The organism is Actinopolymorpha singaporensis (genome assembly GCF_900104745.1).
Lineage (GTDB): Bacteria > Actinomycetota > Actinomycetes > Propionibacteriales > Actinopolymorphaceae > Actinopolymorpha > Actinopolymorpha singaporensis.
Window position 1 is genome coordinate 6139492 of sequence record NZ_LT629732.1, and the last position, 15748, is coordinate 6155239.

General features: G+C 72.1%; 17 protein-coding genes. 11 read left to right on the top strand and 6 right to left on the bottom strand.

Features of this window, described 5'->3' with window-relative positions:
* Nucleotides 1-431 precede the first annotated feature (431 nt).
* The gene (locus tag BLU27_RS31375; protein ID WP_378079813.1) at nt 432-506 is read left to right on the top strand and encodes a 50S ribosomal protein bL37; all 75 of its coding nucleotides are present in this window, start codon (nt 432-434) and stop codon (nt 504-506) included.
* Nucleotides 507-673: 167 nt separating this feature from the next.
* Here the strand turns inward: BLU27_RS31375 and rsrA are convergent, their stop codons facing one another.
* The 4 genes from rsrA to BLU27_RS27490 all read right to left on the bottom strand — a co-directional run bounded on the left by rsrA (nt 674) and on the right by BLU27_RS27490 (nt 3350).
* Nucleotides 674-961, bottom strand: coding sequence for a mycothiol system anti-sigma-R factor (gene rsrA / locus BLU27_RS27475; protein ID WP_092656572.1), 288 nt, complete (start codon nt 959-961; stop codon nt 674-676).
* Nucleotides 958-1572: a sigma-70 family RNA polymerase sigma factor gene (locus BLU27_RS27480; RefSeq protein ID WP_092656574.1), complete on the bottom strand. Its 615-nt coding sequence runs from the start codon at nt 1570-1572 to the stop codon at nt 958-960. The genes rsrA and BLU27_RS27480 overlap by 4 nt, the downstream gene beginning before the upstream one ends.
* 285 nt (nt 1573-1857) lie before the next feature.
* The gene (locus BLU27_RS27485) at nt 1858-2520 is read right to left on the bottom strand and encodes an alpha/beta hydrolase family protein (protein WP_092656576.1); all 663 of its coding nucleotides are present in this window, start codon (nt 2518-2520) and stop codon (nt 1858-1860) included.
* A 29-nt stretch (nt 2521-2549) separates the two neighbouring features.
* Nucleotides 2550-3350: an SOS response-associated peptidase gene (locus BLU27_RS27490; protein ID WP_092656578.1), complete on the bottom strand. Its 801-nt coding sequence runs from the start codon at nt 3348-3350 to the stop codon at nt 2550-2552.
* 434 nt (nt 3351-3784) lie between these two features.
* On the opposite strand from BLU27_RS27490, the gene aspS reads away from it, so the two are divergent.
* The 6 genes from aspS (at nt 3785) to rsgA (ending at nt 10721) form a co-directional block, all read left to right on the top strand.
* Nucleotides 3785-5116: an aspartate--tRNA(Asn) ligase gene (aspS, locus tag BLU27_RS27495; protein ID WP_092656580.1), complete on the top strand. Its 1332-nt coding sequence runs from the start codon at nt 3785-3787 to the stop codon at nt 5114-5116.
* 167 nt (nt 5117-5283) lie between these two features.
* Nucleotides 5284-6012 (top strand): DoxX family protein, encoded by a 729-nt coding sequence (locus BLU27_RS27500; RefSeq protein ID WP_092656582.1) that lies wholly within the window; start codon nt 5284-5286, stop codon nt 6010-6012.
* A gap of 227 nt (nt 6013-6239) precedes the next feature.
* On the top strand, nt 6240-6851 hold the full coding sequence (locus BLU27_RS27505; protein WP_092656584.1) for an ArsR/SmtB family transcription factor: 612 nt from the start codon (nt 6240-6242) through the stop codon (nt 6849-6851).
* 149 nt (nt 6852-7000) lie between these two features.
* A complete protein-coding gene (locus tag BLU27_RS27510; RefSeq protein WP_092656586.1) occupies nt 7001-8302 on the top strand; it encodes an MFS transporter in 1302 nt (433 codons plus the stop codon).
* A 71-nt stretch (nt 8303-8373) separates the two neighbouring features.
* Nucleotides 8374-9666, top strand: a complete 1293-nt coding sequence (gene aroA, locus BLU27_RS27515; RefSeq protein ID WP_092656588.1) for a 3-phosphoshikimate 1-carboxyvinyltransferase — start codon at nt 8374-8376, stop codon at nt 9664-9666.
* Nucleotides 9663-10721 carry a ribosome small subunit-dependent GTPase A gene (rsgA, locus tag BLU27_RS27520; RefSeq protein WP_092658395.1) on the top strand — a complete coding sequence of 353 codons (1059 nt, stop codon included), beginning with the start codon at nt 9663-9665 and terminating at the stop codon, nt 10719-10721. Before aroA ends, rsgA begins: the two co-directional genes overlap by 4 nt.
* A gap of 34 nt (nt 10722-10755) precedes the next feature.
* On the opposite strand, the gene BLU27_RS27525 is transcribed toward rsgA, so the two are convergent.
* Nucleotides 10756-11247 carry a DUF2231 domain-containing protein gene (locus BLU27_RS27525; RefSeq protein ID WP_157728827.1) on the bottom strand — a complete coding sequence of 164 codons (492 nt, stop codon included), beginning with the start codon at nt 11245-11247 and terminating at the stop codon, nt 10756-10758.
* A gap of 170 nt (nt 11248-11417) precedes the next feature.
* Between BLU27_RS27525 and BLU27_RS27530 the strand changes: the two genes are divergently transcribed.
* From BLU27_RS27530 to BLU27_RS27540, 3 genes are all read left to right on the top strand, one after another.
* On the top strand, nt 11418-12212 hold the full coding sequence (locus tag BLU27_RS27530; RefSeq protein ID WP_092656592.1) for an inositol monophosphatase family protein: 795 nt from the start codon (nt 11418-11420) through the stop codon (nt 12210-12212).
* A gap of 23 nt (nt 12213-12235) precedes the next feature.
* Nucleotides 12236-12859, top strand: a complete 624-nt coding sequence (locus BLU27_RS27535; protein ID WP_338417586.1) for a CBS domain-containing protein — start codon at nt 12236-12238, stop codon at nt 12857-12859.
* 66 nt (nt 12860-12925) lie between these two features.
* The gene (locus BLU27_RS27540) at nt 12926-13921 is read left to right on the top strand and encodes a carbohydrate kinase family protein (protein WP_092656595.1); all 996 of its coding nucleotides are present in this window, start codon (nt 12926-12928) and stop codon (nt 13919-13921) included.
* Here BLU27_RS27540 and hutI read toward each other — a convergent pair.
* A complete protein-coding gene (hutI, locus tag BLU27_RS27545; RefSeq protein ID WP_092656597.1) occupies nt 13903-15087 on the bottom strand; it encodes an imidazolonepropionase in 1185 nt (394 codons plus the stop codon). The two genes, BLU27_RS27540 and hutI, sit on opposite strands and share 19 nt — an antisense overlap.
* A gap of 138 nt (nt 15088-15225) precedes the next feature.
* On the opposite strand from hutI, the gene BLU27_RS27550 reads away from it, so the two are divergent.
* On the top strand, nt 15226-15735 hold the full coding sequence (locus BLU27_RS27550; RefSeq protein WP_092656599.1) for a GyrI-like domain-containing protein: 510 nt from the start codon (nt 15226-15228) through the stop codon (nt 15733-15735).
* Nucleotides 15736-15748: the final 13 nt, after the last annotated feature.

The window sequence follows — 15748 nt, forward strand, 5'->3', positions numbered from 1 at the left end:
AGCGTCCTAGCCACAGGGGATTTGGTTACGGGTCGTTCACGTGGTCAGACCGAGAATCCGGCAGATCGCCCGACCGAAGTTACGCAGAGTCAACAGTGCCACGAGGCGTGTGCGACTGCCGACAAGCCCGGGGACAACCGGCGTTCGGCAGTTCGCCGGTGCTGCCGAGGCCGCTCCGCAGGCCGACCAAGCGTCGGTCACCGTACGCGTTCAAGGTTGGGACATACCCCGCCCCACGAGCGATCCTGGTCGCGAAAATTTTCTACGCAGAGTCACAGGTATTTTCGCGCCGGGAACTGGCTCCGCCGCTTTGCGCGGCTCCGTCGGGCCGATGCCCTGGCAGAGGGAATCAGGGGGCGTGGGAAGATGCCGGGGCGTACGAACGCATCGGCGCACCGTACGCGACACATGGACCACGAGAGGGTGACGAGATGGCGAAGAACGGAAGGCGACGTCGGGCCCGGCGCAAGAAGGCCGCCAACCACGGCAAGCGCCCCAACACCTGAGCCGCCGCCAGAGCCGGCCGGGCCACCAGGGTCTGACGCAGTCCTGCGGCAGCCCTGGAAAGCGAACGGACCCCATCGCCGATGGCGTGGGGTCCGTCGTCGTCTACGGCGTCCCGAAGAGTTCGGGTTCTCCCTGCGGACCGGGTCGCGGGTGGGGCTGCCCGGAGTCAGCCGGCCGGCGGTCCGGAGTCCTCGCTGATCTCCACATGCACCGCGCGGATACGCAGAAGCACCTTCTGGCGAAGGTCGCTCGGCGGCTTGTCCTGGCCGCAGGAGCGGGCCACCAGGGACTTCACCAAGCCCTCGAGGTCGTACTTCTGCAGACACGGCGCGCACTCGTCCAGATGCCGCTGGATCTGCGAACAGTCCGCGTCCTCCATCTCCCGGTCGAGGAAGAGGAAGACCCGCTCCAGGACCTCCGAACAGTCGGTCTCGTGGGGCTTGCCGCAGCTCATGCGTCCTCGCCACCCTTCGCGTCCGCCGCCGGTACCAGCCCGCGCCCGCGGGCGTAGTCCTGCAGCAGCTCACGCAACTGGCGCCTGCCCCGGTGGAGCCGGGACATCACGGTGCCGATCGGTGTTCCCATGATGTCGGCGATCTCCTTGTAGGAGAACCCCTCCACGTCGGCGAGATAGACAGCCATCCGGAAGTCGTCCGGCACCTGCTGCAAGGCCTCCTTGACGTCGGAGTCGGGCAGGTGCTCCAGCGCCTCCGCCTCGGCGGACTTGAGCCCCGCCGAGGTGTGCGACTCCGCGCGCGCGATCTGCCAGTCCTCGATCTCCTCGGTGGCGGCGCGCTGCGGCTCCCGCTGACGCTTGCGGTAGCTGTTGATGAAGGTGTTGGTCAGGATGCGGTACAGCCACGCCTTGAGGTTGGTCCCCTCGCTGAACTGGTGGAACGAGGAGTACGCCTTGGCGAAGGTCTCCTGCACAAGGTCGTCCGCGTCCGCCGGGTTGCGGGTCATCCGCAGGGCAGCGTTGTACAGCTGATCCAGGAAGGGCAGTGCATCCCGCTCGAATCGGGCGCTCCGCTCCTCCGGCGTCTCGGCGTTCACGGCAGCTGTCATCGCCCGCGAGGATAGCCCCACCGACGAGGAGCCGTCTTCGGGAGTCCACTCTCGCCAGACCGCCACCGCCTCCGGCGGCGGCTGGGTGGAGGGCGTCGGGCGGTTCTGGCACGCGGCAACCACAAAGCCTCCTTCGCGACGGCACCGGACACTCGCGCGGCACCGTCCGAGACCGGAACACACCTCGGCCCGCCGGAATTCCCGGCCGCTGGACGAAACCCTCCCGAACCTCGCGGGGCGGACAGCCGGAGATTCACAGCCCGGCCGGCGGGACGTCCTGTCCGGTCATGACTGAGGCAACTCGGCGCCGGTCGTCCGGGCGATCCACTCCAGCGTGGACTCGGCGATCAGGGTGAGCGCCTCCTCCTGGGTGATCGGCGCGGAGCGCGGCACCACGAAACTGTGGTCGGCGCCCGGCACCGCCACCACCTTCTGGTCCTTCCGGCCTCTCGGCATGTTCCTCGGCCCGCCGAACGCGTCCCGCTCCCCCTGCACGACGAGTGTGGGCACACCGGCGTTGCGGAGCTCGTCGGCGCGTGACCTGTCAGGACGGCCCGGCGGACGCAACGGGAACGCCAGCGCCAGGCAGCCGACGGCGCCGAGCCTCCGGGCGGTCCGGCAGGCGACCCTGGCGCCCGCACTGCGCCCGCCCACGATCAGCGGTGTCCGGGTGCGCATGCTGTTCAGTGCGGCGATCCAGGCCAGGTCCAGCTTCTCCGGCGGCGACGCGATCCGGCGCCCGGCCACCCGCCAGGGCTGCTCGACGCGGATCACGGTCACTTCGTACTCGGGCAGCGCCTCGGCCAGCACCGCGAGATCCCACGCGTCCACCCCGCCGCCGGCGCCGTGCCCGAGGACCAACGTGACGGCCGTCCGGCGGCCCCGGTTGTAGATCAGGCGGGCGGGACCCTCCGGGGTCGGCACCACGCGTTCGCTCACGGTGTTCATGACGTCCTCATCCGCAGGGGTGACCCACCCTAACGGGGGTCCGCCACGTCGCCCGCCTCCTCTGCCGGGAGCGGATCAAGCAGTTGTGGGCCGTTGTTACGGACGTTGTTGACCGCGGTCGAGACGGGGTACGCGTCCAGCCGTCCGGGCGCCGCGGGCACCAGAACCGAACGCAGTTGGTCGGGGTCGTCTCGGCGCGGGTCGAGCCAGGTGGAGTACTCCGCGGGCTCGACCAGCAACGGCATCCGGTCGTGGATGCGGCCCAGCTCATCCTCGGCGGTGGTGGTGAGCACCGTGCACGTCCACACGAACCGGTCGGGGTCGTCCTCGGCCTTGCTCGGGTCGCGCCAGATCTCATACAACCCGGCCATCGCCAGAACGCCGCCGTCGCTGCGGTGGATGAAGAACGGCTGCTTGTGGCCCTTCTTCTCGCCGTACCACTCGTAGTAGCCGTCGGCGGGCACCAGGCACCGGCGGGATGCGAACGCCTTGCGGAACGCGGGCTTCTCCGCCGCGGTCTCCAGCCGGGCGTTGATCAGCCGGTTGCCGATCTTGGGGTCCTTCGCCCAGAACGGGATCAGGCCCCAGCGGACCGTCCGGAGATGGCGTTCGAGCTTGCCCTCGTCGCCCTTGGCTGCCTTACCGCCCTTGGCGGCCTTGCCGTCCTCGCCCTTGCCGCCCTTGCCCGGCGGGCGGTCCACCACGACCGCGACCTGCTTGGTGGGTGCGACGTTGTAGTCGGCCAGCTTCTCCCGCACGTCGACCTGGGTCACCTCGAACTCGCGCGCGAGATCCTCAGGGTCCCGGCTCAGCGAGTATCTTCCGCACACACCGACCACCTCCCGTGACCGGTCCGGGTGGACCGGCGCCGCGACCCATTGTTCTGCACCCGGGCGGGGTGCCAAATCCCGGGTGCGGGACGGTCGCCGCCACGCGTAGGCTGGGCGCCAACGGCGACGACGGAGACAAGTAGCGCGGGCACCCCGGAGCCCAGAGAGCCGACCGGTAGCTGAGAAGGCGGCCTCCGATCCCGGCGCGAAGACACTCCCGAGCCGCGGGGAAAAACACCGGTCACCCGGTCAGTAAGCCCCGCCGACCGGCCCCCGTCAACGGGCCCGAACGAGGCCGCCGGCCCCGCGTCCCGCGGGATCGGCGGCGAAGGTGTGGTGGCACCGCGAGTCCCCCTCGCCCACACCCCAGGGGACGCAACCAGGCAGGGACCGCCGGGAAGCCCGGGGTCCCGCACCCGTGGGAGGTGACCACCATGCAGCGACCTGTCCATGCCTTCGAGCAGACCTCCGAGCAGACAGGTGTCCGCACTCTCGCCGCCGAGCTGCCCGCCCGGGCCGGTGAGGACGTCCGGCTCGCCGGCTGGGTCCACCGCCGCCGGCGCCTCGCGTCCGTCACGTTCGTCGTACTCCGTGACCGCTCCGGTCTTGCCCAGGTCGTCGTACGCGACCCGGCCACCGTGGAACGCATCGAGGAGTATGCCGAGGAGACTGTCGTCGAGGTGACCGGGAGGGCCGTGGCCAACCCGCAGGCACCAGGAGGGGTCGAGGTCGACGAACCGACCTTCACGCCCCTCACCGACCCGGCGCCTACCCCGCCGATCGAGCTGTGGCGTCCGGCTGTCAACGCAGGCCTGCCGACCCTGCTCGACCACGCGCCGGTCACGTTGCGGCACCCGTTGCTGCGGGCGCCGTTCGAGCTGGCCGCGGCAGCCGTCGCCGGGTTCCGGGAGACGCTGACCGCACTGGCTTTCACCGAGATCCAGACGCCGAAGATCGTGGCGTCGGCCACCGAGAGCGGCGCGAACGTCTTCCGGCTCGACTACTTCGGGCGGCCCGCCTACCTCGCCCAGTCGCCGCAGTTCTACAAGCAGACGATGGTCGGGGTGTTCGAGCGGGTCTTCGAGGTGGGCCCGGTGTTCCGGGCCGAGCCGCACGACACGGTCCGCCACCTGGCGGAGTACGTCTCGCTGGACGCGGAGTTCGGGTTCGTCCGGGACCACCGGGACGTGATGGAGGTCGTCTCCTCGGTCGTCGGCGGCATGCTGGCGGCGGTCGGCGAGCGGGCACCCAGTGCGCTGGACCGGCTCGGCGTGGAGCTGCCGAAGCTGCCGCCGCGGGTCCCGGAGCTGCACTTCGCCGACGCGCTTGCGCTGGTGGGCGCCGACCCTGACGAGCCGGACCTCGCGCCCGCGCACGAACGCGCCATCGGAGAGTGGGCGCTGCGCGAGCACGGCAGCGACTTCGTGTTCGTCGTCGGCTATCCGATGAGGAAGCGCCCGTTCTACACCCACCCGCAGCCGGACGACCCGCGCTGGTCGAACTCCTTCGACCTGCTGTTCAGGGGTGTCGAGCTCGTCACCGGCGGGCAGCGGCTGCACCGGTACGCCGACTACCTCGCGGCGCTGGAGGCGGCCGGCCAGCCGGCTGAGCCGTACGCGACCTACCTGGAGACGTTCAGGTACGGCATGCCGCCGCACGGCGGGTTCGCGTTCGGGCTGGAGCGGTTCGTGGCCCAGCTGGTCGGCGCGGAGAACATCCGGCAGGTGACGCTCTTCCCGCGGGACCTGCACCGCCTGGCGCCCTGAGCCTGGCAGCTCCGGGTGCCGCGCCGATCGGCGCGGCACCCGGGGCGGGTCCGCACCCCGCCCCGGACACCACGCGGGGTGGTCGTCCGCCCGGATTCGGCCAGTGAGACCACGGCCGGAGAGAGCCGGAATGTTCGGACCACCCCCGGACGCGGTATGAAGATCCCATGACGCTCGTACGAATGATCGCTCGTCCGATGCTCGCGTCGACCTTCGTGGTCCACGGGGTCCGCGCGATCCGCAACCCCGACCCGCTGGTGCCCAGCGCGAAGTCGGTCACCGACCAGTTGGTGCCGACCGCCAAGCGAATGGCGCCACCCGCGATCGCCGACCGGATCCCCGAGGACCCGCGCACGCTCGTCCGCATCAACGGCGCCGTCCAGGTCGTCGGCGGCATCGCGCTCGCCACAGGCGTCGGCCGCCGTTGGGGCGCGCTCGCGCTCGCCGCCTCGGTGCTTCCGACGACGTACGCCGGCCACGCGTTCTGGGAGGAGAAGGACGCGGAGTCGCGCGGCCAGCAGCAGGTCCACTTCCTGAAGAACGTCAGCATCTTCGGTGGACTGCTCCTCGCCGCGGTGGACACCGAGGGCAAACCTGGCCTGGCCTGGCGGGCCAGCCACAGCGCCGAGCACACCCGCGCCGCGACCAGGCGGATGACCCGCAGTGCCCGCCGGGAGGCGAAGCTCGCCGCCCGGACCGCCCGGCAGGAGGCCAAGCTCGCCAAGCTGTTCGCCCGGCAGGAGGCCAGGCTGGCGGCCAAGGCGTCCAAGCCGGCCCGGCTCACCCGCAGCACCAAGCGCGACGCGAAGCGGGCCGGCAAGGCGGCGAAGGCGCTGACCTCGAGCGCCACGCACGCGGCCAAGCCCGTGCTGGCGAAGGCCGGCATCGGGAGCTGACCCGAGGCGAGGCCGAGCGACTTTTCGGCGCCGACCTGCCGGTGGACCGTGTCCGCCGTCCGGTCGGTGCCGACCGGGTTGTGTCGTCGTACCCCTTGGTCCTGCTCCGGCGCCCTCGTGCTCCTGCGTGCCCTTGGTGCTCCGGAATGCCGTTGGTGATCCGGAATGCCCGTAGCCGGGCGGCTGACCAGCCGGCGTGTGCCCGCGTCTCCCCTAGGGTCTGGCTCATGGCTCGCACCGCTGCTTCAGGCCGTACGCCCTCCTCACGTCGTCCGGCTCGGCGGCGCCGTTCCCAGATCACTCTGGAGGACCCGCGCGCCATCCGGGCACTCAGCCACCCCGCGCGGCTGACCGTGATCGACGAGCTGTACGGCGGACGGGTGGCCACGTCCACCGAACTCGCCGAGCTCACCGGCCTGTCCCCGAGCGCGATGAGCTACCACCTGCGTGCCCTGGCCGACCTCGGCATCGTTGAGCGCGACGAGTCCGCCGCCGATGGACGGGCGCGTCCCTGGCGGGCGGCGGCCAGGGCCCTCAACGTCTCCTCCCTCGCCACCCGCGCCCAGCAGGCTGCGGTCACCCTGCTCAGCGGCGCGCTGCTGGACGCACAGCGCGCGGAGCTGGACGCCTACGTCGCCGGCGAGTCCACCCTGCCGGCGGAGTGGCGGGGCAAGGTCGGGCTGGACACCGGGACGGCCTACCTGACCGCGGCCGAGACCGAGCAACTTCTCACCGCGCTGCATGCGGCCGCGGAGCCGTTCCAGCGGCTGGGCCGGCGGCGCCGCGAGGGGACCCGGCGGGTGCGTACGTCCCTGCTGGTGGTGCCGATCGTCGACTAGGGCGTGCCCTGGCCCCACCGGCCCCACCGGCCCACCGCCACACCCGCCGTACGGCTTCGGTGAAACGCTCTTGCCCTGGCCAGATATGAAGCATTACCTTCACATCTGTCGCCGCGCCCGCGTCGGCGCGGACTGCTCCAGGGGGCGGGATGACCAGCGGCACGACCGGCGACGCCGAACGAGCAGACCAAGCCGAGCGGGCCGACCCCGGCGACGCTGCCGAGGGGACCGGCGAGGCGCCGGCCGATCCACCGGTCCCACTGCACCGCAACCGCGACTTCCGGCGGCTGTGGGTCGGCCAGGCCTGCTCCGAGCTCGGCTCCGGCGCCGCCGGTCTGGCGTACCCGCTCCTGGTTCTGGCGCTCACCGGCTCACCGATCCAGGCCGGGCTGGTCGGCACCGTGCGAATGGCGGCGAGCACGCTGTCCGGCCTTCCGGCCGGTGCGCTGGTGGACCGCTGGAACCGCCGCCGCGTCATGATCGGCTGCGAGGCCCTCCGGGCGTGCGCGGCTCTCGGGCTGGTGGCCGCCATCCTCGGCGGCCGGGCGTCCCTGCCACTCATCCTCGCGGTGGCCGTGGTCGAGGGCGGTGCCGGTGCGTTGTTCGGTCCGGCGCAGACCGCGGCGGTACGCAACATCGTTCCCGCCGCGCAACTGCCGACCGCGGTGGCCCGCAACGAGGCACGCGGCTACGCGGCGGAGTTGGCCGGACCACCGCTGGGAGGTGCGTTGTTCGCGGTCGCCCGCTGGGTGCCGTTCCTCGCCGACGCGGTGTCCTACGTCGTCTCTCTGGTCGCGGTGTGGCTGATCCGGCGACCGCTGCGAGCCGAGCACAGCGAACGGCCCGAGCCGCTCGGCCGGGCGGTCTGGTCCGGGCTGCGGTTCGTGGTCGGTGAGCCGTTCCTGCGCGCGATGCTGGTGCTCGCGCCGCTGGTGAACGCGGCGTTCGCGGGCGTGCTGTTCGTCCTCGTGGTGGTGCTGCTGCAACGCGGGACACCGCCCGCGGCGGTGGGAGCGGTGCAGTCGGCGATCATGGTCGGCGGCCTGCTCGGCGCGCTGGCCGCGCCGTGGCTGCAGCCGCGGATCCGGGTCCAGGCCCTCGTCATCGGCTTCCTGTGGGTCATCACCGGCCTGGTCACCGCGGCGGCGTTCGTGCCCGGCAGCTATCCGGTGGCCGTCCTGCTGGCGCTGGCGATCTTGCCGGCACCGACCCTCAACGCGGCTCTGGTCGGCTACCAGATCGCGATCACGCCCGATCACATGCAGGGCCGGGTCGACAGCGCGATCGGCCTGCTCGCCCAGTGCCTGCAGCCACTCGCGCCGCTGCTCGGCGGCGCCGTCGTCGCCTGGTGGGGCGGCCGCGGCGGGTTCCTCGCGTTCGCCGGGATTCTCGCGGTCGCGGCGGTGGTGGCCAGTCTGTCCAAGGGCGTACGAAAGCTTCGGCCGCTGTAGTTGGCGACGTCCTGCCGCGGCGTGACGCGGCGGCGTACGCGTCCGGGCCGGTCGGCTACGCTCGGCGTTCGATGGGAAGTCTCGCCAGCGACCTGTGGACCGCGCCGCTCGCCGCCGCCGCGGTGGACGCCGACGTCCGCATCCCGGGGTCGAAGTCGATCACCAACCGCGCGCTGCTGCTCGCCGCCCTCGCCGACGGCCCCTCGGTCGTCCGGCACCCGCTGCGGGCCCGCGACACCGCCCTGATGGCCGGGGCGCTGCGCACGCTCGGCACCCGGATCGAGGAGACGCCGCAGGGATGGAACGTCACGCCCGAGCCCATGCGCGGCCCGGGCCGGGTCGACTGCGGGCTGGCCGGAACGGTCATGCGGTTCGTGCCACCGGTGGCGGTGCTCGCCTGCGGCGACATCGCCTTCGACGGTGACCCGCGGGCACGGGAGCGGCCGATGGGCCCGATCCTGTCCGCGCTGCGCGCCCTCGGCGGTGCCGTCGACGACGGCGGACGCAACGCGCTGCCGTTCACCGTGCGCGGCACCGGCGCGATGCCGGGCGGCCCGGTCGAGATCGACGCCTCGGCCTCCAGCCAGTTCGTCTCGGCACTGCTGCTGGCCGGCTCCCGCTACGACGCCGGCGTGACGGTGCACCACGTCGGCAAGGCGGTGCCCTCGCTGCCCCACATCGACCTGACGGTGGCGATGCTCCGCGAACGCGGCGTGGCCGTCGACGACGGTGACGCGCACACCTGGCGGGTGGAGCCGGGGCCGATCCGGGCGTACGACACCGACGTGGAACCCGACCTGTCCAACGCCGCGCCGTTCCTCGCCGCGGGCCTGGTCACCGGCGGCCGGATCCGGGTGCTCGGGTGGCCCGAGACAACCGAACAGGCCGGTGACGCACTTCGGGACATCTTCACCCTGATGGGCGCACACGTCCGCCTGGACAGCGAAGGGCTGACCCTGCGCGGCCCGGACACGATCACCGGCGTCGACCTCGACCTGCACGACGTGAGCGAACTGACCCCGGTGGTGGCCGCCGTCGCGGCGCTCGCCACCGGACCCTCCCGGCTGCGCGGGATCGCCCACATCCGCGGCCACGAGACCGACCGGCTGGCCGCCCTGGCGACCGAGCTCAGCCGGCTCGGCGGTGACGTACGCGAGACCGAGGACGGCCTGGAGATCTCGCCGCGCCCGTTGCGAGGCGGCGACTTCCGCACGTACCACGACCACCGGATGGCGCATGCCGCCGCCGTGCTCGGGCTGGTCGTTCCGGACCTGCGGGTCGAGGACATCGCCACCACCGGCAAGACCCTGCCGGACTTCGCGGCGATGTGGTCGGCCATGCTCGGCCGGGAGGCGGCTGCGTGAGTTCGCGGCAGCGCCGGTTCGAGGTCGACGACCACGAGAGCTACGGCCGACCGGCCCGGCGGACCCGGCCGCGTACCAAGCAGCGCCCGAACTACGCCGACGCCACCACGGCCGTGGTGGTCACCCGCGACCGCGGCCGCTACACCTGCCGGGTGGAGGCCAAAGCCGGGCACGCCCGGCCCACCGGGGACACGGAGAACGCCGGGGACGCCGGGGCCCGCCAGGTGCTCGCGATGCGGGCCCGAACGCTCGGCCGCACCAGCGTCATCGTCGGCGACCGGGTGCGGCTGGTCGGCGACGTCTCCGGAGACCCGGGCTCGCTGGCCCGGATAGTGGAGGTGGAGGAGCGCGCCACCGTCCTCCGGCGTACCGCCGACGACGACGACCCGATCGAACGCCCCATCGTCGCCAACGCCGACCAGCTGGTGATCGTCACCGCGCTGGCCGACCCGCCACCGCGACCGCGGCTGATCGACCGGTGCCTGGTCGCGGCCTACGACGCCGACGTCGAACCGTTGCTGTGCCTCACCAAGGCCGACCTCGCCTCGCCCGAGGAGCTCCTCGACATCTACCGCCCGCTCGGCGTCCACTCGGTGGTGACCCGGCACGACGAGGAGCTCGGCGAGCTGGTCCGCGAGCGGCTCGCGGACCGGGTGAGCGTCCTGGTGGGTCACTCCGGAGTGGGGAAGTCGACGCTGGTCAACACGCTGATCCCGGACGCGCACCGGGCGACCGGCGAGGTCAGCGACGTCACCGGCCGGGGCCGGCACACCTCGACGCAGGCGGTGATGCTGCGCTTGCCGTTCGGCGGCTGGATCGTGGACACGCCGGGCATCCGGTCGTTCGGACTGGCGCACGTCGACCCGCACCGGCTGATCGGTGCGTTCGGCGACCTGGACGACGTCGCCGAGGAGTGCCCGCGCGGCTGCACCCACCAGCGGACCGAACCGGAGTGCGCCCTGGACGAGGCGGTGGCGGAGGGCCGGCTGGATCCGGCCCGGGTGGAGTCGTACCGCCGGCTGCTGGACTCGCGCGAACTCCACGCGGGCGACTAGGCCAGACGAGCAGGCCAGACCCTGGCCCCGCCGCCTATCCGCGGCCCCACACCGCGCGGGCGCCCGCGTCACCGGCCAGTACGATCAGGATCCCGGTCACCACCGCCAGGCCGGCGAGAACCACCGCGACCACCACCCGGACCGGCCGGGCGATTCCCGCGGCGCGGCGTCGTCCCATCTCCCAGAGCGGAGTCGGTGCGCCCGGGCCGCCGAGGACGAACGCCGAGACCGCGCACCCCACGAAGAACGCCGGCACCAGCCACTGCAGTAGCTGCGCGCGGTGTTCGTGCGTCTCCACCTCGGCCGGTCTGCCCAACCTGTCGTACAACGCATAGCCGCTGCGCACCGTGACGAACGTGGCCACCAAGGAGATCGCCGCACCGGCGAGCATCGGCCACCGCACCAGCCACCGCCACCGCGGAACCAGCGCGTACACCAGGGCCGCGAGCACCGCCAGCGGGACGAACACCACGACCAGGTGGTTGACGAGAACATGCAGGGGAAGTCCGAAGGCCTGATCGAACATGTCACCCTCCAGGGCTCGTACCGCTTCCACGTTCACCGTCGCGGGGCGTGGGTTGCGCAGGTTCGCCACGTGGCCGACGGTGGTTTCCTACCCACACGCACGGGCCCGCGGGGTGGTTCGATCAGCGGGTCGAAATGTGCGATCATCGCGCGCCCACTACCGTGTGCACCATGGCCTCGACGCACACCGAAGATCTGCGGCTCGCTCACATGATCGCCGACGACGCAGACGCGCTCACGATGAGCCGCTTCCGTGCGCTGGACCTGCAGGTGTCGACGAAGGCCGACGAGACACCGGTGAGCGAGGCCGACACCGCGGTCGAGGAGGCCGTCCGCCGCACACTCGGCCGCGCCCGCCCCCGCGACAGCATCCAGGGCGAGGAGATGGGCCGCAGCGGCTGGAGTGCGCGCCGCTGGATCGTCGACCCGATCGACGGCACCGCCAACTACGTACGCGGTGTGCCGGTGTGGGCCACGCTGATCGCGCTCGCCGTCGAGGAGGAAGTCACCGTCGGGGTGGTGTCGGCCCCCGCACTCGGCCGGCGCTGGTGGGCGTCGAAGGGCGACGGCGCGCATGCCGGGCGCAGCCTGCGGCTGGCGCAGCAGTGCCAGGTGTCGAAGGTGGCCACGCTGCCCGAGGCCTTCCTGTCGTACTCCGGTCCCGGCGAGTGGATCGCCCAGGGACGCGGCGCCGGATTCGGGCGACTGCTGGAAAGCTGCGGACGCACCCGCGCGTTCGGCGACTTCTGGTCGTACATGCTGGTGGCGGAGGGCAGTGTCGACATCGCCTGCGAGCCCGAGCTCGAGCTGTACGACATGGCCGCGTTGAGCGTGATCGTGGACGAGGCCGGCGGACGGTTCACGTCCCTGGACGGCACCCCCGGCCCGTACGGCGGCAACGCGCTTGCCACCAACGGCCTGCTGCACGACGAGGTCCTCGGCCTGGTCGGTGACCCGAAGGACTGACCCGGCGATCACCGTCCGAACCGGTGACCGCCAAGACCACACTCGCCGGTGTCGCCGTCGAGCACTTCCCTGGCTGGACGGCGGACTTCGCGGAAATTACGCGCATACGCGACCGCGGGGGATTCCTCTGCGGCCCGGTCGGGGCTAGCGTGCGCAGCACAGAAAGTTGGCCGGTGCCGGTCGCGGTCGGCCCGGCAAGGGTGCGAAGGGAGCCGGTGATGCGGATCAGCGACGTGCTGCGCGGCAAGGGCGCCAAGGTCGTGACGATCAGACCGGACGCCCCCGTACGAGATCTTCTCCAGCTCCTCGACAGCGCCAACATCGGCGCCGCCGTGGTCAGCGAGGACGGTGCCACGATCACCGGCATCGTCTCCGAGCGCGACATCGTTCGCCACCTCACCGACCCGTCCCGGCTCCTCGACCAGCCGGTGTCCACGATCATGACGAGCCGCGTGCACACCTGCGCGCCGCACGCCACCGTGGACTCCCTGATGCGGCTGATGACCGAGCAGCGCATACGCCACGTCCCGGTCGTCGTCGACGGCAAGCTCGCAGGCCTGGTCAGCATCGGTGACGTGGTGAAGACCCGGATCGGCGAGCTGGAGTTCGAACGCGAGCAGCTGGAAAACTACATCGCCCGGGCCTGACCCTCGGATGCCGCCACGCGGACCCCGACCCGGTGGCGAGCAGACCGGTGCAACACAATCCTGCCCATGGACCTCGACCGCTCCGGGTCGCACGGCCATCACGGGTCTACGAGTTCCGAACGTCCTGGGCCGCATGGCCGCAGGCCCACGCGTTCTGACCGTCCCGGACGCGACGTCGTCGTGTGCGGCCCTGCCTCGTGGAACCACATCGTGCGGGTGGCCGAACTCCCCGCGCCTCGTCCGCACACCGTGTTCGCCGACGGTGACGTCGAGACGCTGGGCGGCACCTCGGCCGGCAAGGCACTGCACCTGGTCGACCTCGACCGGTCGGTGACGCTGCACACGGTGCTCGGTGACGACGTTCAGGCCAAACGGATCCACGCGGCGCTGACCGCGGCCGGCGTCCCGTTGCGGGTGTGCCACGTGCCCGGCGCCAGCGAGCGGCACCTGAACCTCATGGACCCGCACGGTGGCCGGCTCTCGATCTATCTCGGCCTGCCCGCCGTTCCGGACAGAGATCTCCCGGAAGGCAGCTGCCCCGATCCCGGGCTGCTGGAGGAGCTGCGCGGAGCCCGGGCGGTCGTCCTCGATCTGTGCGAGCACTCCAGGGACCTGATCGACGTCGTACGCGCGACGGGGGTGCCGATCTGGACCGACCTCCACGACTACGACGGCAGCGCCGCGTTCCACCGGCCGTTCGCCGACGCGGCGTCGTACGTCTTCATGAACGCCGACAAGCTCGGTGACCCGCTGGAGTTCATGCACACCCTGGTCGCTGACGGAGCCAGCCTCGCGGTGTGCACGCTCGGGGCGCAGGGTGCGGTCGCCGTCGACGACCGGCACGAGGTGCACCGGGTGCCGGCGGCACCGGTCGCCTCGGTGGTGGACACCAACGGCGCGGGTGACGCGTTCATGGCCGGCTTCCTGCACGCGCAGCTGGCCGGCTCCACGACGCCGCAGGCGTTGCGGGCAGGGGCGGAGCAGGCCGTCCGTGCGCTCACGACCGTGCACCTGAGCCCGCTGCTGGACAAGTACGGCGAGAGCTACCTCGGCCACGCGTGACCCGAGACCGGCCGGCCGTCCTTCCACACTTCGCGTACCAGCGGAACGCCCGGACGGTAGGCGAGATGCACGTACGACGGCGCGTCGAGCACCGTCAGGTCAGCCCGCGCACCCGGCCGCAGCACGCCCACGTCGTCGCGGAGCAGCGCCCGGGCACCGCCGGCCGTCGCCGCCCAGACCGCCTCCGCCGGCGTCATCCCCATGTCGCGGACGGCGAGCGCGACGCAGAAGGCCATGCTCGAGGTGTACGACGAACCCGGGTTGCAGTCGGTGGCCAGCGCCACGGTCACTCCCGCGTCCAGCAGCCGGCGCGCGTCCGGGTAGGGCGAGCGGGTGGAGAACTCCGCGCCGGGCAGCAGCGTCGCCACCGTCGCCGAACCGGCCAGCGCCGCCACGTCCTCCTCGGTCAGGTGCGTGCAGTGGTCCACCGAGGCGGCGCCGAGCTCGACTCCCAGCCGTACGCCGGGGCCGGGCCCGAGCTGGTTGGCGTGCAGCCGGGCCGACAGCCCGGCCGCGATCCCGGCCGTGAGCACCGCGCGGGACTCCTCGGCGTCGAACGCGCCCCGGTCACAGAAGACGTCGACCCACCGGGCCGCCGGGGCGCAGGCGGCCAGCATGTCGCCGCGTACGAGGTCTACGTAGTCGTCACGGCGCCCGGCGTACTCCGGTGGTACGACGTGTGCGCCGAGATAGGTGGTCTCGGTGGTGAGGGAGGCGGCCACCGCGAGGGACCGGCCCTCGTCGCGCACCGTGAGGCCGTAACCGCTCTTGATCTCGACCGTGGTCGTGCCGCCGGCCAGCATCTCCGCGACCAGGGCGCTCGCCCGCGCGTGGAGGACCTCGTCCGGTGCCGCCCTGGTCTCGCGCACGGTGGCGCCGATCCCGCCCGCGTCGTAGGGGCGGCCGCTCATCCGGGCGGTGAACTCTTCCGCCCGCTCGCCTGCGAACACCAGATGGGCGTGGCTGTCCACGAACCCGGGAAGCACGGCCCGGCCGCCGCACCCGACCCGGCTGTCCGCGACCGGCGCGGACGTGGCAGGTCCGACCCATCGCAGGACGCCGCCCTCCACGAGCACCGCGGCGTTCCGCACCTCGCCGAGCGGGCCGTCGCGCTCCGGGTCGTTCGTGACGAGCAGACCGATGTCGTCCAGCAGGACGGTGACCATCCGTCGAGCCTGCCCCACTTCGGCCCAGCCTGCCTGGCTTTTCCGGACCCGACCATGGGTGAGTCGCGACACTCGTGGCGGCCCTCGACCCACGACCCACGACCGATGAGTTTCTCGTGCGTGGCCGGTCTCCCCCGCATGAGCACACCCAGGAACGCCCTGTCCGACCCGCGCGTGGTCGAACGCCCCGACCAGCCCTACGCCGGAATCACCGAGCGCGTCACGATGCGCACTATCAACCGGATTGCCGACCGCATGCCGGAGATCTTCGGCTGGCTGGCCGAACGCGACGTCGCCCCGGCGTCGGCGCCGTTCTTCCGCTACCACGTCATCGACATGGAACGCGAACTCGAGGTCGAGGTCGGCGTCCCGGTGGCCGTCCCGATCGCGGACGACGGACCGGTCCGCGCCGGCGTGCTCCCTGCGGGGAAGTACGTCACGCTGACGCATGTCGGCCATCCGGACCAGCTCGTCGACGTCACCGCGAGGCTGCTGGCGTGGGCCGCCCACCAGGGGCTCGCGTTCGACGTCGAGGAGAGCGAACGCGGCGACCGTTGGGGATCGCGGCTGGAGATCTGGCACACCAACCCGGCCGAGCAACCCGACCCGTCGAAGTGGGAGACCGAACTCGCGTTCCGTCTCGCCTGAGCTGCGGGGGGTT